Raw genomic sequence first — 20305 nt, 5'->3', positions numbered from 1 at the left:
GTCATATCCGGTATTAGACCCAGTTTCCCGGGCTTATCCCAGAGTCAGGGGCAGGTTACTCACGTGTTACTCACCCGTTCGCCACTCATCCACCCACAGCAAGCTGCAGGCTTCAGCGTTCGACTTGCATGTGTTAAGCACGCCGCCAGCGTTCGTCCTGAGCCAGGATCAAACTCTCCATAAGAAAAATACAATCCCAGCCAAAAGAAAAAGACAGAGAAAATGATTTCTCCACCAAATTTTCAATCAACCAGTTACAACAAAAAAACTGGCATCACAAAAACAAACAAACACGCTATTGAGTTCTCAAAGAACAGACGCTGTCCGCAGTTCACCCAACGTTTCCGTTGTGTTCTCCGCAGCGCGGCCGAGTTCCTATTCTAGACCCGAGCCGACCTGCTGCGCAAGTCGTATCTGCTGTGACCTGAGCCACATTCCATCAGCCGGCGGATGTCCGCCGAGAGACTTCATCGGGTGCTGCTCTTCTGTCGTTCCAGTGGAAGCGGGGCGCTGTGATCGGTTCGTATCCGACCGATCCGGCCCGCTCGCTTCGGTGTTTCCGTCGAGCAACAGGTACTAACCTACTGACTCCCCGCGCCCCGCGCAACTCGAGATCCCGTGACCTCCGTCACGCACTGTTCAACCGGGGTTCATCCGTGTTCGTCGGCGCGCGTGATTCCGCCCAGGAGCGCGGCATCCGCCGCCCGGCGCTGCGCTCTCCGCGCGGCCCGGCGCGTCACGACGACCAGCCCGAGGGCGAGCGGCGCCATCACGATCCACCCGGCGAGCCCGAGCGGCCCGGCACGGATGACATCGAACTCCCCGGCCGCCGGCAGGAAGAGGAGCGGCAGCCCGGCCGCGGCGTTGAAGGCACCGTGGGCGAGCGCGGCCGGCCACACCGAACCGGAGACCCCGCGCAGCCAGCCGAGCCACACCCCGAGGAGCACGCAGGCGATGCACATGAGCCCGACGCCCCGGAGGTCGTAGAGCCCGAAGTTGTAGCCGAGCAGGAGGACCGGTGCGTGCCACGCTCCCCACAGCACTCCCCCGAGCACCAGCCCCGGCACGAGGCCGAGGCGCGCGGTGAGGGCGGGCTGCAGATACCCGCGCCAGCCGATCTCCTCGCCCGCGGCGGGCACCGTGTTGACGAACGATCCGAGTACCACCCCGACGAGCTGTGCCACGACGACAACGGTGAGGGGTTCACCCCGGGTGAGCGCTTCGAAGACCGAACCCGCGAGCTGCGGCCGGGCGTCGGACACGAGGAACGCCGTGACGAGCGCGGCACCGGCGATCGCCCAGGTGCCGAGCAGGGCGAGGGCGAGGACGCCGATGAGGCGCGCCGCACCACGTCGTGCCGGCGGGAAGCCGGGCTGGGTGCGGACGGTGCCGAGCCCGACTGCGACGAGGAGACGGCGCCACGGCATCCCGTCGACCCAGCGCCCGGCGACGAGGACGGCGATGCTCGGGGCGAACATCATGAGGCCGACGAGCATCTGGGGCAGGAGCATCGCGAGCACGGCTCCGGGATCGGTGTCGCCAGGGCCGCTCGGCGCGGCGGCCGCGGCACCCAGCGTGGTTCCGGGAGCCAGATCCACTGCAGTGATCCACAGCGGCAGGCACAGCAGCCAGGGCAGGGCGAGTGCGATGACGGCGAACACCGCGACCCCGCGCGGCGATCCGGACTCCGCCGGCGGTGCCGCGCGAACCGGGACCGGCGAACGGCTCGTCACCCCGGCGGGAGGACCCGAGCGCGGTGCCGGCGGACTGCCGGCAGGGGACAGCGGAGCACGCGGATCATCGGGCTGCGGCACCGTCATCGTCGGCCGCTCCGGCTCACCGCACTCGCCACCCGCACCGTCCTCACCCGGTGACGCGGACCGCGCCGAGCGTCTTCTTGCCCCGGCGCAGCAGGACGACCCCGGCCCCCCCGGCGTCGAGGACATCGGCGGTGGTGAGCACCTGGTCCTCGCCTGCGACCTTGACGTTGTTGACGTAGGCGCCGCCGTCCTTGGCCGCGCGCCGCGCCTCGCTCTTCGACTTGACGATCCCGGCGGCGGCGAAGGCGTCGACCACGGGGAACCCGGCGGACACCTCGGACGCGGGGACCTCCGCCGTCGGCAGCTCGCGGGTCGCGGCGTCGAGGGTGGCCGGTTGGAGCTCGGCCAGCGTGCCCGAGCCGAACAGCGCCTCGGCGGCGGCGAAGGCCTGCCGGGTCTGCTGCTCGCCGTGGACGAGCGTGGTCGCGTCCTCCGCGAGCACCCGCTGGGCGAGCCGCTTGTGGGGTGCCTCGGCGAAGTCCGCCGCGATCTGCTCGATCTCCGCCAGCGGTCGCAGGGAGAACACCTTGAGGTACTTGACGACGTCGCGGTCGTCGGCGTTGAGCCAGAACTGGGAGAAGGCGTAGGGGCTGGTGAGCTCCGGATCGAGCCAGACGGTGCCGGACTCGGTCTTGCCGAACTTCGTGCCGTCGGCCTTCGTCATGAGCGGCGTGGCGACCGCATGGGCGGAGACCCGCTCGACCCGGCGCACGAGGTCGGTGCCGGCAGTGAGGTTGCCCCACTGGTCGGATCCGCCGTGCTGGAGGACGACGCCGTGGCGGCGGTGCAGCTGGAGGAAGTCGTGCGCCTGGAGGATCTGGTAGGAGAACTCGGTGAAGGAGATCCCGTGCTCGCTGTTGAGGCGCGCGGACACGGTCTCCTTGGCGAGCATCCGGTTGACGGAGAAGTGCTTGCCGATGTCGCGGAGGAAGTCGATCGCGCTGAGATCGCCGGTCCAGTCGAGGTTGTTGACGACCTGCGCGGCGTGCGGCCCGTCGAAGTCGAGGAACCGCTCGATCTGGCTGCGGATGCGCTCCACCCAGCCCTCGACGACCTCGCGCTCGTTGAGGGTGCGCTCCCCCGACATCCGCGGGTCGCCGATGAGGCCGGTGGCACCGCCGACGAGGGCGAAGGGGTTGTGCCCGGCCTGCTGGAGGCGGCGGGCGAAGAGCAGCTGGACGAGGTTGCCCATGTGGAGGCTCGGCGCGGTCGGGTCGAAGCCGATGTAGAAGTTGAGCGGCCCGGCGTCGAGCGCCTGGGACAGCGCCTCCTCGTCGGTGGACAGCGCCACCAGATCGCGGGCCTTCAACTCACTGAGGATATCGGTCACGACTCGCCTTTCTCGGTTCTCGGATGCCGAGGTCATCCTACCCTCGCCCCGCCTGCGCGGGCTCAGCGGACGCGCTCCTCAGCGCACGACCTCGCGCCGGCCGGAATCGACGCGCCGCGTCCAGCCCCGGGAGTCGAGGTGCTCGAGCAGCGGGATCGCGACGCGGCGGGTGGTGCCGAGCGCCTGCCGGGCCGTGCTCGCGGTGAAGGGCTGGTCGAGGCCGGCGAGCACGCGCATGGCCCGTGCCGGGGCGTCGGGCAGGAGCACCACCCCGTCGGGCAGCCGCAGCACCCGGCCGAGGCGCGCTGCGGCGGCGAGCTCCCGGGCACCGAGGCGCCAGCCGGTGAGGTCGTCGGCCTCCGGGGCCGCGAAGGGGTCCCGGCGCAGCCGCCGCTCGAGCGCGGCGATGCCGGCCTCCGCCGGGCCGAGGCCGTCCGCCTGTCCGGGGGCGCGCAGCCGCCCGACGTCCCGGGTCAGCCCGGCGCGGTCGGCGACGACGGCGAGCAGCCGCGGGTCGGGCAGAGCGAGGAGGTCCTGCGCGGCGCCGAGCGGCAGTCCCGCCGACAGCGGGTCCCGGGCGGAATCGGCGGCGACGGCACGCCCGAGCTCGGCGGCCCACCGCGCGAGCGCCTCGTCGGCGACGAACAGGTCATCGACCGCCCGCACCCCGGACGGCAGGGGGTCCGGCACAGTGATGCCGAGGCGCCGGACGTGCGCGTCGGCCATCGCGTCCCTGCGGCGGACCTCGGTGAGGAGGTCCCCGTCCGCGGTCATCCGGGCCAGGGCGGAGGCCCGCCGGGCACCGGCCCCGCGCCGTCCGAGCTGCGGCGGATCGACGTCGAGGAGCTCCGCTCCGGCCAGCGGCGCCTCCGATCCTGGGTCGCGGAGCACCGCCCGGTCCCCGACCGCCAGCGGCAGGGCGTGCTCGAGGTGGAGCCGGCCGTGGCGGGCGTCGAAGGGCCGCAGGCGCGCCCGCACGGCGGCCGTGCCGAGGTGGACGGTGAGGTGCTCGGCGAGCCCGGTGAGGTCGACCGTCCCGGGGCCGGTCCCAGCACCGCTGCCGGTCGAGGTGCCGCGGACATCGACGACGTCGGTCTCCCACCATGCGTCCGGGGTGAGGAGAGCGTCGCCCCGGTGCACCGACCCCGCCTGGGCACCGCGGAGGTTGACCGCGATGCGGGCGGTCGGCTCGGCCTGCTCGATCGGGGTGCTGCGGCTGTGGACCCCGCGCACGTCGACCGTCCCGGACAGGTCCCTCCCGCACAGCGCGAGGCGGTCCCCGGCGGCCACGGAGCCGGCGGTGAGCGTCCCGGTCACCACGGTGCCGGCCCCGCCGACGGTGAATGCGCGGTCGATCCACAGCCGGACCCGGTCCTCGGGCGATCCCTGCGGGGCCTCGGCGAGCACGGCGTCGAGGGCGGTGCGCAGCTCGTCGAGACCGGTGCCGGTGAGCGCGGAGACCCCGAGCGCCGGTGCGGAGGCGAGTCCGGTTCCGGTGAGCGCGCGGCGGGCCTGCGCGATGACGGCGGGCACCCGGTCCGGGGCGAGGTCGGCGCGGGTGACGACGATGAGCCCGCGCTCGATCCCGAGGGCGGCGAGCGCATCGCGGTGGTCGCTCGACTGGGGCATCCAGCCCTCGTCGGCGGCGACGACGAAGCACACGATCGGAGCGGGGCCGAGGCCGGCGAGCATGTTCCCGAGGAAGCGCTCGTGACCGGGCACGTCGACGAAGGAGACCTCCCGGCCGGAGGGGAGGGTCGTCCAGGCGAAGCCGAGGTCGATGGTGAGGCCGCGGCGCTTCTCCTCGTCCCAGCGGTCGGGCTCGATCCCGGTGAGGGCGCGCACGAGCGCGGACTTGCCGTGGTCGACGTGGCCCGCGGTGGCGACGACGAAGGAGCTCATGCCGGCTCCCCCGCACCATCCGTTCCGGACGCACTGCTCGTCCCGGGAGCACCGTTCGTCCCGGATGCACTGCCCGTCCCGGGAACACTGCTCGTCCCGGGAGTCCCGAGACCCGCGAGCGCGGAGCGGGCCGCGGCGAGGACCCGGGCGTCGTCGGAATCGGGGATGCAGCGGAGGTCGAGCAGGCAGCGCCCCTCGTGGACCCGGGGCAGCACGGCCGGGGTCCCGGTGCGCAGCGGGCCGGCAGCGGCCACCGGCAGCGCGACCGCCCACCCGGGCAGCGGCACCCCGGCACCGCCGCCTCCGCCCACCCGGCCGTCGTGGGCGACGACCTCGATCGCGGAGGACCCGATCTCACCGGGTCGGGGCCCGGCGGGGCCGTCGGGGAGGGTCTCGCGCAGGGCCGCGGCGAGCGCCTCGGCGCGGTGACGCAGCTCGGCAGGGTCGGCGTGGAGGGCACGGGCGACGGGGGGTTCGCCACCGGTGAGGGTGGCCTCGAGCGCGGCGAGGGCCAGCTTGTCGGCGCGGACCGCGCGGGCGAGCGGGTGGCGGGCGAGGCGGGCGATGAGCTCGGCCCGGCCGAGGAGGAGCCCGGCCTGGGGGCCGCCGAGCAGCTTGTCGCCGCTCGCGATGACGAGGTCGGCGCCGGCGGCGAGCGCACCGGCGGCATCGGGCTCCTCCGGCAGCACCGGGTCGGGGGCGAGGAGTCCGCTGCCGAGGTCGGCGACGAGCGGCACTCCGTGCTCCCGGCACAGGCCGCTGAGCTCGGTGATCGTGGCCTCGGCGGTGAACCCGGAGACGCGGAAGTTGCTCGGGTGGACCTTGAGGACGCAGCCGGTGACCGCGCCGAGCACGGCGGCGTAGTCGGCCGGGTGGGTGCGGTTGGTGGTGCCGACCTCGTGGAGACGGGCACCGGTAGAGGCGATGAGGTCCGGCAGCCGGAAACCCGCCCCGATCTCGATGAGCTCCCCGCGGCCGACGACGACCTCGGCGCCGGCGGCGAGCGCGGTGGTGGCGAGGACGAGGGCGGCGGCACCGTTGTTGACGACGAGCGCATCCTCGGCCGCCGGGCAGGCGGCGAGCAGGGCGGCGCGCGCGGCCGCGCCCCGGCCCGAGCGCGTGCCGGTGGCGAGGTCGAGCTCGACGTCGACGTAGCCGGCCGCCTGTGCGAGCGCCTGCCGGGCGGCATCGGACAGGGGTGCGCGGCCGAGGTTCGTGTGGACGACGACCCCGGTGGCGTTGAGCACGGGGCTGAGGGAGGAGGCGCGGCGCGCGGAGACGGCGGCGATGACCTCGGATTCGACTGCGGCCGGCGCGATCTCCCCGCGGCGGGCCCGGTCCTGGATCCCGCGCACGAGCCCGCGCACCACGGGCAGGCTCAGCGATCCTGCGGCGGCGCGGACGGCGGGCAGCTCGAGCAGGTGGTCGGTGCGCGGGATCCGACGGCGCGGGTCCTCCATCGCTCCCCCCCTCCTCCGGCGGATGTGCGCGGCGGGCCGCGCACGGATCGTGGCGGAGGCGGACGGGAATCGAACCCGCCAGACCGAGATGCTCGGTCTCACCGGTTTTGAAGACCGGGGGGCCCACCAGGACCCGGACGCCTCCGTGTGCAACCTATCACCGGCGCGGATCGCGGGTGCGGAACCGCCGAGCAGGCGCAGCGGGCCCGAACCGGGTGCAGCGGGCCCGAACGCGCGGCCACCCTGCGGGCGGCCGGTTCCTGCCGCAGGGGTGGACGCCGCCGAGGTGCCGGGCGAGACTGGCACCATGACGCAGACATCATCATCCCCCGGCGATCGGAGCATCGGGACCTCGACGGACGCGCAGGCCGCCGGGGACGCGCAGGCGGCCACCCCCGCAGCCGCACCCGGCATCCGGCTCACCGGCATGGCCCACGGCGGCGGCTGCGCGTGCAAGATCCCGCCGGGCGAGCTCGAGGACGCGATCGCCGCACTCGCCGGCCAGCGCTCCGAGAACGTCATCGTCGGCCTCGACGACGGCGACGACGCAGCCGCCGTGCGGGTGCGCGAGGACCTCGCGGTGCTCTCCACCGCGGACTTCTTCACCCCCGTCGTCGACGACGCCTACGACTGGGGGCGGATCGCCGCGGCGAATGCGCTCTCGGACATCTACGCGATGGGCGGTACCCCGGTCGTCGCGATCAACCTCGTCGGCTGGCCGCGCGACGTGCTGCCGATGGAGCTGCTGAGCCAGGTGCTCGCCGGCGGTCTGGCGGTCGGTCAGGAGGCCGGCGTGCCGGTGATCGGCGGGCACTCGGTGGACGATTCGGAGCCCAAGTACGGGATGGCGGTGACCGGGACGGCCGATCCGGCGCGCCTGCTCCGCAACGACGCCGCGGCCCCGGGGCTCCCGCTCACGCTGACCAAGCCGATCGGCCTCGGCATCCTCAACAACCGCCACAAGGCCACCGGCGAGGTGTTCGACCAGGCGATCGCGACGATGACCGCACTCAACCGCGACGCCGCGCAGGCCGCGCTCGGTTCCGGCGCTCGGGCGGCGACCGATGTCACCGGCTTCGGCCTGCTCGGCCACCTGTTCAAGATGGTCCGCGCCTCCGCAGTGGGTGCGGTCATCGATGCCACCGCGGTGCCGGTGCTCGACGGGGCGCGGGAATCGCTGGCCGACGGGTTCGTGTCCGGCGGCACCCGCCGCAACCTCGACTGGGTGCGCGACCACTTCGATCCCGGGCCCGGGATCGGCGAGGACGCGCTCCTTCTCCTCGCCGACGCGCAGACCTCCGGTGGGCTGCTCGTCGTCGGTGAGGTGCCGGGCTACCCGGTGATCGGCGAGACGACGGCGGGGCCGGGGATCCGCATCCGCTGAGCGACCGCCGGCGCCGAGGCGGTGTCCGGTCGGCACCGAGCCGCCCCGGACCCGCCGTGCCCGCCGGCACGGCTCACCCGGTCGTCGTGATCGAGTCGTGGGTGATGCCCGCGGCGCGACGCGCGGCGAGGCGGGCCTTCTGCGGCTCGATGACGTGGCGGGGGTCCCTGGTCGACTCGATGCCCGCCTCGAGCACCCCGAACCGGGTGAGCGCGGAGGCGGTGAGCAGGGCCAGACCCGCCGCACCCGCTGCCATCCGGTTCCCGCCGCCGACGATCGTGCCGATGCCCCCGGCGATCGCCAGCCGCTCGGCCCAGCGGAGCTTCGTGCCCGCAGCACCCGTGTGCAACGGTTCGGCCTCGGCCGGGTGCATGCGCCGCTGCATGAGCGCCATCGCCGCGAGGTCCCCGCCGACGCCGAGCACCGCGAGGACCCGGGCCGGCACGGTCTGGGAGGGGGCTGTGGTGAGCATCGCCATCCCGCCGGAGGCGAGGCTCGCCGAGCTCACGAACACGAAGGGCAGCTCCCGGCGCGCGGCGTTCCACGTCGGGTTCGCGGTGTCGGACAGGAGCACGGCGGTGTAGACGGCGAGCGGTGCGCCGAGCAGCCCGGCGCAGGCCCCGGCGGGACCGGCGGCCCCGCGGAGCAGGCCGCGCAGCGGGCCGAGCGGCAGGCGGGACCCGAGCAGGCGGTCGACCTCGGCGGCGGCCGCGACGCCGGCGGCGGAGCTGAAGGCGCCGAGCAGCCAGGAGCCGAGGCTCATCGGCGAGGTGATCTTCACGGTGCGCATCATGTGGAGGAAGCGCTCGGGCCGGCCGAGGTCGGAGATGAGGAACACCGCGCCGGCTCCCGCCGCACCGAGCGCGGTGAGCCGGGTGCTCCGACGCAGGGCGCCGCGGCCGGTGAGCTGCGCGCCGAGCCCGAGCAGCGCGGAGCCGCCGGCGAGCCCGCCGAGGAACAGGTAGGCGGCGATCTCGTGCCCCCAGGGCGGCGGCTTGACGATCGGCCGGCCGTAGTAGGAGGTGAACTCGACGTCCTCGACGACCGGCATCTCCCGCGAGCCGTCGTTCGTCCCCGCTCCCGGGCGGCGGCGTCTGCGGGCGAACCCGTCCTGGGGGGCGCGGAGCACGGAGCGGCGCCGCCGGCGGGTCTCCGGCGGGCGGTAGCTGTCGAACTCGGAGAGCGTCATGAGCGTCCTGACAGGAAGGCGAGGGCGGTGGCGGCGATCATCCCGGCCGCGGCGATGCCGGCGGTCGCGAACATCTGCGGCAGGTCCTTCGTCGGCACGCGCGGGTCCGGCGGCAGGCCGTAGACCTCGGGCTCGTCGAGGAGGAGGAACACCGAGCCGGTGCCGCCCACCCCGTCGGCCGGGTTCGCGCCGTAGAGGCGCGCCTCGGTCATGCCCTGCGCGTGGAGGCGGCGCACCCGGTCCTCGGCGGAGTCGACCATGTCCGAGTGGTCGCCGAACTTGATCGAGGTCGTCGGGCAGGTCTTGGCGCACGCCGGGGTGAGGCCGTCGACGAGCCGGTCGTAGCACAGCGTGCACTTGTTCGCCGTGCCGGCATGCGGCACGTCCTGCTCGCGGCGGGCGCGGCCGTCGCGGTCGGTCTTCGGGCTCACGGTGCCGTCGTCCCGGCGCTCGATCACCCCGAACGGGCAGCCGGCCACGCAGGTGCCGCAGCCGTTGCAGATGTCGGCCTGGACGACGACCGTGCCGAACTCGGTGCGGAACAGGGCGCCGGTCGGGCACACGTCGAGGCAGCCGGCGTGCGTGCAGTGCTTGCACACATCGGAGGACATGAGCCAGCGGAACTCGGGGGTGTCCGGCGGGGCGGTGTCGACCCCGGCGGCTCCGGGGACTCCGGTCCCGGGGACTCCCATCCCGGCGCCCGGCCCGGTCGGATCGGCGGTCGACACCGTGCCGTCGGCGAGCCCACCGAGCACGTCGACCGGGGCCGAGGCGGCGGCAGCTCCCGGCCCGGCATCGGCACCCGGCGCGGCACCCGGGCCGGTGCGCGCCTCGGGCGGGCCCACCTGCGGCATCCCGAGGGACACGAGCCGGCGGCCGGATTCGCGGGCCTGCTCGATCCGCTCCCGGTCCTGCTCGATGAAGGCGACGTGGCGCCAGGTGTTCGCGCCGAGCCCGCCGGTGTTGTCGTAGGAGGAGCCGAGGATCTCGAAGTCGCCGTCGGTCGGGTTGCGGTTCCACTCCTTGCACGCGACCTCGCAGGCCTTGCAGCCGATGCAGATCGAGGTGTCGGTGAAGAAGCCCTTGCGCGCGTGCTCCGGCGGCCAGTGCACCTCGGCGGCGGGATCGGTCCATACCGGTCGGGTGGTCATCGGTCCTCCTCGGGGCCTGCGCCCGCACCCGCGGGGCCGGGGCCGTCGTGGTCCGGGCCTCCGGCCTTGGGGGTGTCGGCATCGATCGTATTGCCTGCGGCCGCCTCCGGTCCCGGCTCACCCGGTTCGCTCCCGCCGGCGGGGAAGCGGTCGACGGGCTCGGTGCCGCCGGGCCGGTGCTCCCCGGCGTCCTCCTCGGCGCGGAGTGCGTGCGATTCGCCGCTCTCCGCCGGGTCGCCCTTCTGCGGGGCGCCGGCGTCCACCGGGGTCTCGGTGCCGGCGGTGACGTCCGGGGCGGTGATGACGGTGCTGTCGGTGGCCGTCGTCACCCCGGCGCGCGCGAGGTACTCCTGGACGAGGGCCTCGCGCTGCGTGCCGCGCGGACGGCGGCCCGGGATGATGTCGCACGAGCCGGTCTTCGAGTCCTGGATCTGCACGTTCGGGTCGAGGGTGATGCCGATGAGGTCGTTGGCGGAGTCCCCGGAGACCACGGCGTCGCCGCCGACGCCCCAGTGGTAGGGCAGGCCGATCTGGTGGACGGTGCGCCCGCCGATGGTGAGCGGGGTCATCCGGCGGGTGACGAGCACGCGCACCTCGATCGCGGCGCGCGGGGAGATCACCGTCGCCCAGCCGTAGGGCTCGAGCCCGCGCTCGGCGGCGAGTTCGGGCGAGACCTCGCAGAACATCTCCGGCTGGAGCTCGGACAGGTACGGCAGCCAGCGGCTCATGCCGCCGGCGGTGTGATGCTCGGTGAGGCGGTAGGTGGTGAACACGCAGGGGTACACCTCGGCCCCGGGTGCACCGGCGCTCGGGGCGAACATGTTGCCCGCGCGCGGGAACATGATCCGCGCGGGGCTCTGCTGCTGCGGGTAGACCGGGTTGGCGACCGGTGACTCCTGCGCCTCGTAGTGGGTGGGCAGCGGACCGTCGATCATGCCGGTGGGGGCGAACAGCCATGCCCGCCCGTCGGGCTGCATGATGAATGCGTCCGTGCCGCCGAGCGCGGCCGGGCCGGAGGCTCCCGCAGCGGACTCCGCGCGCGGGTCCCGGTCGACGGGGAAATCGGCGACGTCCGGGCCCTGCCAGCGGCCGGCCTCGGCGTCCCACCACATGAGCTTCTTGCGCTCGGACCAGGGGCGGCCCTCGGCGTCGGCCGACGCCCGGTTGTAGAGGATGCGGCGGTTCGCCGGCCACGCCCACGCCCATTCCGAGGCGATCTCGTCCTGGTCCTGTCCGGGCACCCGGCGGGCGGCCATGTTCTCCCCGCCGGCGTAGACCCCGGTGTAGATCCAGCAGCCGCCGGAGGTGGTCCCGTCGGCGCGCATCTCGGTGAAGGCGCTCAGCGGCTGCCCGGCCTGCTCCCCGCTCAGGTGGGAGCCGTTGATCTCCGCGAGGACGGATTCGGCGTCGGGCTCGCCGTGCTCGTCGGTCGGGTAGTCCCAGGTGAGGTCGAGCAGCGGCCGGTCCCGCGGGTCGGTGGAGCCGGCGAGCCGGGCACGGAGGCGGCGGCCGAGCTCGTGGAAGAACTGGAGCTCGCTCCGGCAGTCGCCGGGCGGGGTGACCGCCTGGTGGCGCCACTGCACCATGCGCTGGGTCTGGGTGAAGCTGCCGGACTTCTCCGTGTGGTTGGCCGCCGGCAGCACGAACACCTCGGTGTCGATGTCCTCGGTCCGCAGCTCCCCGGATTCGATCTCGGGCCCGTCCTTCCACCAGGTGGAGGACTCGATGAGGGAGAAGTCGCGGACGACGAGCCACTTGAGGTGGGACATCCCGAGGCGCTGCAGGCGGCCGTTGGCCGAGCCGACCGCCGGGTTCTGCCCGAGGATGAAGTAGCCCTCGACCTGGTCCTCGAGCATGCTCATCAGCGTCTGGTACGTGCCGTGCGGGCCGGTGAGCCGGGGCAGGTAGTCGTAGGCGTAGTCGTTCTCCGCCGTCGCCGCGTCGCCCCACCAGGCCTTGAGCAGGCTGACGAGGTAGGCGTCGGTGTTCGCCCAGAAGCTCTTCTGCTCCTTGGTGCCCACCGCGTCGAGGTAGTCGGTGAGGGTGTCGTGGGTGCCGGCCTTGGGCATCGGCAGGTACCCGGGCAGCAGGTTGAACAGGGTCGGGATGTCGGTCGAGCCCTGGATCGTGGCGTGCCCGCGCAGTGCCATGATGCCGCTGCCGGGGCGGCCGACGTTGCCGAGCAGGAGCTGGAGGATCGCGGCGGTGCGGATGTACTGGGCGCCCTGGGTGTGCTGGGTCCAGCCGACCGCGTAGGCGAAGCACGTGGTGCGCTCGCGCCCGGAGTTCTCGGTGATCGCGTTCGCGAGGTAGGCGAAGTCCTCGCCGGAGATGCCGCAGGCGTCGGCGACGAGCTCCGGGGTGTAGCGCTGGAAGTGGCGCTTGAGGATCTGGAACACGCACCGCGGGTGCGTGAGCGTCGGGTCGACGGCGGCCGGGGCGCCGGGCGGCACCGGGCGACCGGAGCCGTCGGCGGAGGCGTACGACCAGGAGGCGAGGTCGTAGGCGCCGGTCTCCGGGTCGAAGCCGGAGAACAGTCCTCCGAGGTCCTCGGGCTCGCCGTACTCGTCGTTGATGATCGTCCCGGCATTGGTGAAGGCCCGGATGTACTCCTCGAAGTGGAGGCCCTTGCTCAGCACGTGGTTGATGAGCGCGCCGAGCAGCACGATGTCCGAGCCCGCCCGGATCGGGACGTGCTTGTCCGCGACCGCGGTGGTGCGGGTGAAGCGGGGGTCGACGTGGATGACCTTCGCGCCGCGCGCCTTGGCCTCAGCGACCCACTGGAACCCGACGGGATGGCATTCGGCCATGTTCGAGCCCTGGATGACGATGCAGTCGGCGTTGGCCATGTCCTGCAGGGACTGCGTGGCGCCCCCTCGTCCGAACGAGGCTCCCAGACTGGGAACCGTGGCGGAGTGTCAAATGCGGGCCTGGTTCTCGATCTGGATCGCTCCCGCCGCGGTGAAGAGCTTCTTGATGAGGTAGTTCTCCTCGTTGTCGAGCGTCGCCCCGCCGAGCGAGGCGATGCCCATGGTGCGGCGCAGCGGGCGGCCGTCGGCGTCACGGTCCTCCCAGTGCCGACGGCGCGATTCGAGGAAGCGCTCGGCGATCATGTCCATCGCGGTCTCGAGGTCGAGGGACTGCCACTCGGTGCCCTTCGGGGCGCGGTAGAGGACGCGGGTGAGGCGGCCGGACTGGTTGACGAGCTGCTCGCTCGCCGCGCCCTTGGGGCACAGGCGGCCGCGGGACACGGGCGAATCGGGGTCGCCCTCGATCTGGATGACCCTGTTGTCCTTGGCGTAGACGAGCTGGCCGCAGCCCACTGCGCAGTACGGGCACACGCTCTGCGCGACGGTGTCCGCCTCCTCCGTGCGCGAGGTGATCGCCCGGGTGCGCGCGGACGTCACGGACCGGCCCCGGCCGGTGACGTCGCCGGACCGGAACTGCCGGATGACCGGCCACCCCAGGAAGCTCGAGCGCGACATGCGGCCACTGTAACATGGGTCACATCCCCCGGGCGTCCCCCGACGACGCGGGGACCCGGCCTCGACCCGGATACGAGATCGACGGCGATCTCGGGGAAGGACACTCCCATGGACTCATCGCGCACGTCCACCGCACCCGCACGCCGCACCCGCTTCGGCAAGGACGCGATCGTCGCGTCCCCGGAGTTCAACCGCTGGCTCGTCCCGGCGGCGGCGCTCGCGATCCACCTGTGCATCGGCCAGGTCTACGCCTTCAGCGTCTTCAAGCTCCCGCTCATGGCGCACTACGAGGTCGGCGAGGTGGCCGTCGGCTGGATCTTCTCGCTGGCGATCGCCGTCCTCGGCCTGTCCGCGGCCTTCGGCGGCACCTGGGTGGAGAAGTCCGGGCCGCGCGCCTCGATGCTGCTCGCCGGCGCCTGCTGGGTGCTCGGGTTCTTCGTCTCATTGCTCGGGATCAGCGCCGGGCAGCTGTGACTCGTCTACGTGGGCTACGGACTGATCGGCGGCATCGGCCTGGGCATCGGGTACATCTCCCCGGTGTCGACGCTGATGAAGTGGTTCCCCGACCGGCCGGGCCTGGCCACCGGGCTGGCGATCATGGGGTTCGGCGGTGGTGCGCTCATCGCGAGCCCGCTGTCGAACGCCCTCATGTCCTTCTACGGAGGCGGCTCCGAGCCGGAGGACCTCGTCGCCGGCCTGGTCCCGACCTTCGTCACCCTCGCGGTGATCTACGCCGTGCTCATCACCGCCGGCGCGTTCGTCGTGCGCGTCCCGCACCCGGACTGGCGCCCGCGCGGCTGGGATCCGGCCGAGTCGACTGCGAGGCCGATGCAGACCGACCAGCACGTCGCGGTCGGTCGGGCGATGCGCACACCGCAGTTCTGGCTCCTGTGGATCGTCCTGTTCACCAACGTCACCGCCGGGATCGGCATCCTCGAGAACGCCGCGCCGATGATCCAGGACTACTTCCCCGACATCACCGCGGCTGCGGCCGCCGGCTTCGTCGGCATGCTGTCGCTGACGAACATGGCCGGACGGTTCGTGTGGTCGAGCGTGTCCGACTACGTGGGCCGGAAGACCATCTACACGCTCTACCTCGGCCTGGGCCTGCTCCTCTACCTGCTCATCGCGTTCGCCGGCGGGTCGATCGTCGTGTTCGTCCTCGCCACGCTCGTCATCCTGTCGTTCTACGGCGGCGGCTTCGCGACGATCCCGGCGTATCTGCGCGACCTGTTCGGGGTCATGCAGGTCGGGGCGATCCACGGTCGGCTCCTCACCGCGTGGGCGGCCGCCGGGATCGCCGGCCCGCTCATCGTCAACACCGTCATCGAATCGCAGGCCGCAGCCGGGCAGGAGGGCCCGGGGCTCTACACCGTGTCGCTGTTCATCATGGTCGGCGTGCTCGGCCTCGGCTTCCTCGCCAACCTGTTCGTCCGCCCGGTGGCGGAGAAGCACCATGCGAGTCCCGAGGAGGTCGAGCGGCTCACCGGCTCCGGTGCCGCCCGGTCGAGCGCGCGGGCGGGGTCGGGTCACGGCTCCGGTCCGGTCCACCGGGTGGTGGCGCTCGCGCTCGCCGGCGTCGTCGTCCTCGGCCTGGCCTACGGTCTGTTCCAGACGCTCACCCGCGCGGTGCAGCTGTTCACCGGGTGAGCCGGCTGCTCACCCGGTGTGCCAGATGATCACCGAGGTGGCGCCGCCGGGCCGATCCGCTCGGTGCAGCTGTAGGCGTTGAACGTCCGGCCCCGGTTGAAGCCGACGACCGTGAGACCGGTGTCGCGGGCGAGGTCGACGGCGAGCGCCGAGGGGGCGCTCACTGCGGACAGCACGGGGATCCCGGCCATCGCGGCCTTCTGCACGAGCTCGAAGGAGGCGCGGCCGGACACCTGGAGGATGGTCCGGTGCAGCGGCAGCAGGTCGGCGGCGAGCGCCCAGCCGATGACCTTGTCCACCGCGTTGTGGCGGCCGACGTCCTCGCGCACGACGAGGAGCTCGGGCTCGGCCGGGCCCGCCGGGCAGGTGCCCGCCGCGGTGGTGCTCCCAGCAGCGGGGTCCTCCGCTGGACGGCCGTCCCCCGGCACCCTGAACAGGGCGGCGGCGTGGACGCCGCCGGTGGCGTCGAACACCGACTGCTCGGCCCGGAGCCGCTTAGGCAGGCGCAGGAGCGCGGCCGGGTCGATGAGCGGACCGCCGGGCGCAGGCGGGTCGACGGGGTGGGCGGACTGCTTCTCCACCGCTTCGATCGAGGCGGTGCCGCAGATCCCGCACGCCGAGGAGGTGTAGACCTGGCGGCGGGTGGGCGGGCGTCGCTCGTGCACCCCGGGGTCGAGCCGGACCCGGGCGACGTTGTAGTTCCGGCTGCCGTCGGGGTCGAGCCCGGAGGCAAAGTCGATCTCGCGGACGTCGGCGCGCCGGGTGATGATCGCCTCGGCGAGCAGGAGCCCGTGGACGAGCTCGACGTCGTGCCCGGGGGTGCGCATGGCGACGGTGAACTCCTCGCCGTCGAGGCGGATCTCGAGGGGCTCCTCGCCGGCGAGCCTGTCCGCCCGGGCGGACACCTCGCCGGTGGCGTCGAAGCGGTGCACCCGGGTGCGCACGGTCACCCGCGCGCTCATCGGCGCACCCACTCCCCCGAGGCGCCGCCGGATTTCGCGAGCACGCGGACCCCGGTGATCTCCGCGGCGCGGTCGAGCGCCTTGATCATGTCGTAGACAGTGAGGGCGGCGACCGAGGCCGCGGTGAGCGCCTCCATCTCCACTCCGGTGACCCCGGTGGTGCGGACGCTCGCGGTGATCCGGATGCCGGCGGTGTGCGCCTCTGCGCCGGGCTCGCAGGCGGCGTGCTTCCCGGCGGCATCCGCGGCAGACCCCGGCAGCGGCTCGAAGTCGACGGTGACACCGCTGATCGGCAGCGGATGGCACAGCGGGACGAGCTCGGGGGTGCGCTTCGCAGCCATGATGCCGGCGACCCGGGCGACGGCGAGCGCGTCTCCCTTGGGCAGCCCGCCCTCGACGATCTGGGCGACGACCTCGGGCCGGGTGAGGAGGGTCGCCTCCGCGGTGGCCTCCCGCTTGGTCACCGCCTTGTCCCCGACGTCGACCATGTGCGCCGAGCCGTCGGCGCGGACATGGGTGAGCCGGCCGGCGGTGCGGGCGTCGGCGTGTCCGTCCGGAACCTGACCTGCGGCGGCATCGAGGCCCTGGCCGGGGCAGTCCTGCTCGGTGCTGTCGGGCCGGGTGGGGTCGGGGCGCATCGTGCCTCCTCGCTCCTCGGGGACGGCCGCCGGCGATGCGGCGGCGGGTCGATCCACTGTATCCCGCCGCTCGGGTGCGGGTCCGGGTTCGGGTGTGTGAGCAGGTTCGGGTGCACGAGCGGGTGCAGTGCCGGGTTCGACTGCGGGAGCAGGAGCGGGAGCAGCGGGAGATCCGATCCGCAGGCAGCAGCTCGCGGCTACCCTGGGAGGTGCCCCGGCCGTCCGGTCGGCGGCTCCGGGAGCAGAGCCCCGGGCACAGCGGCACGGGCACAGCGACCCGAACAGAGAGCAGGTGGATGCGGTGGCACTGCTGCGCGTCTCCCAGGCGGCGACGTTCCTCGGCGTGAGCGACGACACGGTGCGCCGCTGGATCACGGCCGGCCGGCTCACCGCACGGACCGACGAGACCGGACGGGCCGTCGTGTCCGGCACCGAGCTCGCCGAGCTCGCCCGCGCCGAGGCGGTGCTCCCGCCGCAGCCCGAGTCCTACGGCTCCTCGGCCCGGAACCGATTCGTCGGCCTCGTCACCCGGGTCGTCGTCGACGGCGTCATGGCCCAGGTCGACATCCAGGCCGGCCCGCACCGCGTGGTCTCGCTCATGTCGCGCGAATCCGTCGAGGAGCTCGGCCTCGAGCCCGGGGACGTCGCCACCGCCAGCGTCAAGGCCACGCAGGTTGTCGTCGAGGTGCCCCGCTGAGGTGTCCCCGGTCCCCTGCCCGGCCGGCAGCCGGACCTGCCGGTCAGAGCACGACGGACGGCGCTGAGCGGGTCCGCAGATGCGGAATCATTGCACCGTTCCAGTCGCAGATGATGCTCCGACCCGTATGATGCGGTCATGGCCGCGGCACCGCGGCCCGGACTCAGGGAGGCGGGACCATGGCGCACACGACGCACTGTCGCAGGGCGCGCCCTGCGGCTTACTGCCCGCGCCGGCTCGCAGCCGCCGGCCGGGCCGCCTCGGCAGCACTCCTCGCTCTCCTCCTGCTCGCCGGGTGCGCCACTGGCGCGCCGTCCGGATCCGAAGGATCGACCGGCCCGCTCACCGTGGTCGCCGCCGCCTCGCTCACCGAACCCTTCACCCGGATCGCCGAGGACTTCGAGGCCGACCGCCCGGGAACCGCGGTCGAGCTGAGCTTCGCCGGTTCGGCCGACATCGTCGCGCAGCTGGGCCAGGGCGCACCCGCCGATGTCGTCGCGACCGCCGACGAGCCGACGATGGACCGGCTGGTCGCCGAGGAGCTGCTCGCTGCGGATCCGGAGATCTTCGCGTGGAACACGCTGACGATCGTCACCGCCCCGGGCAACCCGCACGGCATCTCCGGCCTGTCCGACCTCGCCCGCGGCGAGGTCGCCCTCGTCGTCTGCGCACCCCAGGTGCCGTGCGGCGCAGCGACGCGGACCGTGCTCGATGCCGCCGGCGCCTCCGTGTCCCCGGTGAGCGAGGAGACCGCGGTGACCGGTGTGCTCACCGCCGTGCGGACGGGCCAGGCCGATGCCGGGCTCGTCTACGTCACCGATGCGCTGAGCGCCGCCGGTGAGGTCGAGGCCGTCGCGTTCCCGGAGAGCACCGAGGCCGTCAACCGGTACCCGATCGCCGTCACCGCAGGGTCGGCCGGGTCCGAGGCGGCCCGCGCCTTCGTCGAGCACGTGACCACCCCGGCCGGCCGCGCGGTGCTCACCGCAGCGGGGTTCGGCGCCCCATGACCCCGGCGACGCGCAGCGGGATCCGGCTGCCGGCCTGGCTCGCCGTCCCGGCAGTGCTCGGCGCCGGCCTCGTCGGGCTGCCGCTCATCGGTCTCCTCACCCGCGTCGACCTCGGCGGTCTCGCCGCGCTCCTCGGCTCCCCCGCCTCCCGCGAGGCGCTGCGGCTGTCGCTGCTGACCTCGCTCGCTGCGACCGTGCTGTGCGTGCTCCTCGGGGTGCCGCTCGCGCTCGTCCTGGCCCGTGCCGTGTTCCCCGGGCGGCGGATCGTGCGCACCGTCGTCCTCCTGCCGATCGTCCTCCCACCGGTGGTCGGCGGCATCGCGCTGCTCTCGACGTTCGGGCGGATGGGGCTGCTCGGCGCCGCGCTCGAGGCCGGAGGCATGCGGATCGCCTACACCTGGGTCGCGGTCGTGCTCGCACAGACCTTCGTGTCGCTGCCGTTCATGGTGCTCACGCTCGAGGGCGCGCTGCGCTCGCACGACTCCCGGTACGAGGAGATCGCCGCCGGGCTCGGTGCCTCGCCGGGGTACACGCTGCGCCGGGTGACGCTGCCGCTGCTGACCCCGGCGCTCGTGTCCGGCACGGTCCTGTGCTGGGCCCGGGCGCTCGGCGAGTTCGGGGCGACGATCACCTTCGCCGGCTCCCTCCAGGGCAGCACGCGCACCGTGCCGCTCGAGGTGTACCTGCTGCGGGAGACGGATCCGGACGGTGCGGTCGCGCTCTCCCTCGTCCTCGTGCTCGTCGCCGCCGTCGTCGTCGGGCTGCTGTACCGGCCGGGGCGGCAGGCATGACGCGGGCGGAGCGCCGGGCGGCGGCTCCCGCGCTCGAGCTCGCGTTCGCGGTGCCCGAGCGCGGGCTCGACATCGCGTTCACGGTGCCGGCCGGGTCGACGACGGCACTCATCGGCGGCAACGGCGCCGGCAAGTCGAGCACCTTCGCCGTGCTGTCCGGGCTGCTCCGCCCGGCACGCTCGCGCGTGGTGCTCGGCGACACGACGCTCAGCGATTCCGCCGCCCGGCGCTGGCGTGCGCCGCACGCGCGCGGGGTCGTCCAGCTCATGCAGCACCCGCTGCTCTTCCCGACGATGTCCGTGGCCGACAACGCGGCCTTCGGCCTGCAGGCGGCGGGCACCCAGGCGGCTGCGTCCCGGGCTGCGGCCCGGGACATGCTCGCGCGGGTGGGAGCCGGAGAGCTCGCCGAGCGGCGGCCGGACCGGCTGTCCGGCGGGCAGGCGCAGCGAGTCGCGATCGCCCGCGCCCTCGTCACCGATCCCGCGCTGCTCCTCCTCGACGAGCCGTTCGCCCAGCTGGACGGCAGATCCGCGGCGGAGATCAGCGGGCTGTGCGCACAGCTGCTCATCGGGCGCACCGCGCTCCTCATCACCCATGACCCGGCCGAGGCGCACGCGCTGACCGACCGGGCCGTCGTCCTCGACGCGGGCCGGGTGGTGCAGACGGGCACCTGGGAGGACATCGCACGCGACCCGGCGACCCCGGTGGCGCACCGGTTCGTCGCGGGTCGCTAGGGGCGGGCGCCTCGGATACCGCGTGGCGGCACTGCATGGCCTCGGCACGGCATGAGAACGGCGCGCCGACCACGGGGTCGACGCGCCGTTCCTACATGGCCCGGG

The 20305-nt window shown here is 73.5% G+C and carries 13 protein-coding genes, 1 tRNA gene, 1 rRNA gene and 2 pseudogenes; 6 read left to right on the top strand and 11 right to left on the bottom strand.

Translation table 11 applies throughout. The features are described from left to right. The 6 genes from AB0I45_RS04625 to AB0I45_RS04600 form a co-directional block, all read right to left on the bottom strand. Positions 1-184: ribosomal RNA gene (locus AB0I45_RS04625) — 16S ribosomal RNA — on the bottom strand; the annotation flags it as partial. Between the two features lie 466 nt (positions 185-650). Next, positions 651-1820 carry a type II CAAX endopeptidase family protein gene (locus AB0I45_RS04620; RefSeq protein WP_345028890.1) on the bottom strand — a complete coding sequence of 390 codons (1170 nt, stop codon included), beginning with the start codon at positions 1818-1820 and terminating at the stop codon, positions 651-653. 43 nt (positions 1821-1863) lie between these two features. Continuing rightward, positions 1864-3150, bottom strand: a complete 1287-nt coding sequence (gene tyrS, locus AB0I45_RS04615) for a tyrosine--tRNA ligase (protein WP_295690922.1) — start codon at positions 3148-3150, stop codon at positions 1864-1866. 78 nt (positions 3151-3228) lie between these two features. Further along, positions 3229-5052, bottom strand: coding sequence for a selenocysteine-specific translation elongation factor (selB, locus tag AB0I45_RS04610; RefSeq protein WP_295690920.1), 1824 nt, complete (start codon positions 5050-5052; stop codon positions 3229-3231). Next, positions 5049-6512 carry an L-seryl-tRNA(Sec) selenium transferase gene (gene selA, locus AB0I45_RS04605; protein WP_360317105.1) on the bottom strand — a complete coding sequence of 488 codons (1464 nt, stop codon included), beginning with the start codon at positions 6510-6512 and terminating at the stop codon, positions 5049-5051. Before selA ends, selB begins: the two co-directional genes overlap by 4 nt. 50 nt (positions 6513-6562) lie before the next feature. Further along, positions 6563-6657, bottom strand: a tRNA-Sec gene (locus tag AB0I45_RS04600). Positions 6658-6819: 162 nt separating this feature from the next. On the opposite strand from AB0I45_RS04600, the gene selD reads away from it, so the two are divergent. After that, a complete protein-coding gene (gene selD, locus AB0I45_RS04595; protein WP_295688747.1) occupies positions 6820-7896 on the top strand; it encodes a selenide, water dikinase SelD in 1077 nt (358 codons plus the stop codon). A gap of 73 nt (positions 7897-7969) precedes the next feature. Here the strand turns inward: selD and nrfD are convergent, their stop codons facing one another. From nrfD to fdnG, 3 genes and pseudogenes are all read right to left on the bottom strand, one after another. Further along, positions 7970-9085, bottom strand: a complete 1116-nt coding sequence (gene nrfD, locus AB0I45_RS04590) for an NrfD/PsrC family molybdoenzyme membrane anchor subunit (RefSeq protein ID WP_295688749.1) — start codon at positions 9083-9085, stop codon at positions 7970-7972. After that, the gene (locus AB0I45_RS04585; RefSeq protein ID WP_247423675.1) at positions 9082-10236 is read right to left on the bottom strand and encodes a 4Fe-4S dicluster domain-containing protein; all 1155 of its coding nucleotides are present in this window, start codon (positions 10234-10236) and stop codon (positions 9082-9084) included. Before AB0I45_RS04585 ends, nrfD begins: the two co-directional genes overlap by 4 nt. Positions 10237-10532: 296 nt before the next feature. Continuing rightward, a pseudogene (gene fdnG, locus AB0I45_RS04580) lies at positions 10533-13721 on the bottom strand (formate dehydrogenase-N subunit alpha); the annotation flags it as partial. 108 nt (positions 13722-13829) lie between these two features. On the opposite strand from fdnG, the pseudogene AB0I45_RS04575 reads away from it, so the two are divergent. Beyond that, positions 13830-15371, top strand: a pseudogene (locus tag AB0I45_RS04575) (OFA family MFS transporter). 29 nt (positions 15372-15400) lie between these two features. Here AB0I45_RS04575 and AB0I45_RS04570 read toward each other — a convergent pair. After that, on the bottom strand, positions 15401-16333 hold the full coding sequence (locus tag AB0I45_RS04570) for a formate dehydrogenase accessory sulfurtransferase FdhD (protein ID WP_265808690.1): 933 nt from the start codon (positions 16331-16333) through the stop codon (positions 15401-15403). After that, positions 16330-16971, bottom strand: coding sequence for a cyclic pyranopterin monophosphate synthase MoaC (gene moaC / locus AB0I45_RS04565; RefSeq protein WP_295688752.1), 642 nt, complete (start codon positions 16969-16971; stop codon positions 16330-16332). The genes AB0I45_RS04570 and moaC overlap by 4 nt, the downstream gene beginning before the upstream one ends. A gap of 301 nt (positions 16972-17272) precedes the next feature. Here moaC and AB0I45_RS04560 point away from each other — a divergent pair, with 301 nt between their 5' ends. The 4 genes from AB0I45_RS04560 (at position 17273) to AB0I45_RS04545 (ending at position 20200) form a co-directional block, all read left to right on the top strand. Continuing rightward, positions 17273-17668: a TOBE domain-containing protein gene (locus AB0I45_RS04560; RefSeq protein WP_137320038.1), complete on the top strand. Its 396-nt coding sequence runs from the start codon at positions 17273-17275 to the stop codon at positions 17666-17668. Positions 17669-17847: 179 nt separating this feature from the next. After that, positions 17848-18675 carry a molybdate ABC transporter substrate-binding protein gene (gene modA, locus AB0I45_RS04555; RefSeq protein ID WP_360317098.1) on the top strand — a complete coding sequence of 276 codons (828 nt, stop codon included), beginning with the start codon at positions 17848-17850 and terminating at the stop codon, positions 18673-18675. Further along, positions 18672-19466 (top strand): ABC transporter permease, encoded by a 795-nt coding sequence (locus AB0I45_RS04550; RefSeq protein ID WP_295688757.1) that lies wholly within the window; start codon positions 18672-18674, stop codon positions 19464-19466. Before modA ends, AB0I45_RS04550 begins: the two co-directional genes overlap by 4 nt. Then, positions 19463-20200 carry an ATP-binding cassette domain-containing protein gene (locus tag AB0I45_RS04545; protein ID WP_295688759.1) on the top strand — a complete coding sequence of 246 codons (738 nt, stop codon included), beginning with the start codon at positions 19463-19465 and terminating at the stop codon, positions 20198-20200. Before AB0I45_RS04550 ends, AB0I45_RS04545 begins: the two co-directional genes overlap by 4 nt. The last annotated feature ends 105 nt before the right edge of the window (positions 20201-20305 follow it).

This window comes from Brevibacterium sp. NPDC049920, assembly GCF_040656435.1.
In the GTDB taxonomy this organism is placed as follows: Bacteria; Actinomycetota; Actinomycetes; order Actinomycetales; family Brevibacteriaceae; genus Brevibacterium; species Brevibacterium pityocampae.
This window is presented reverse-complemented; position numbering and strand designations above follow the sequence as displayed.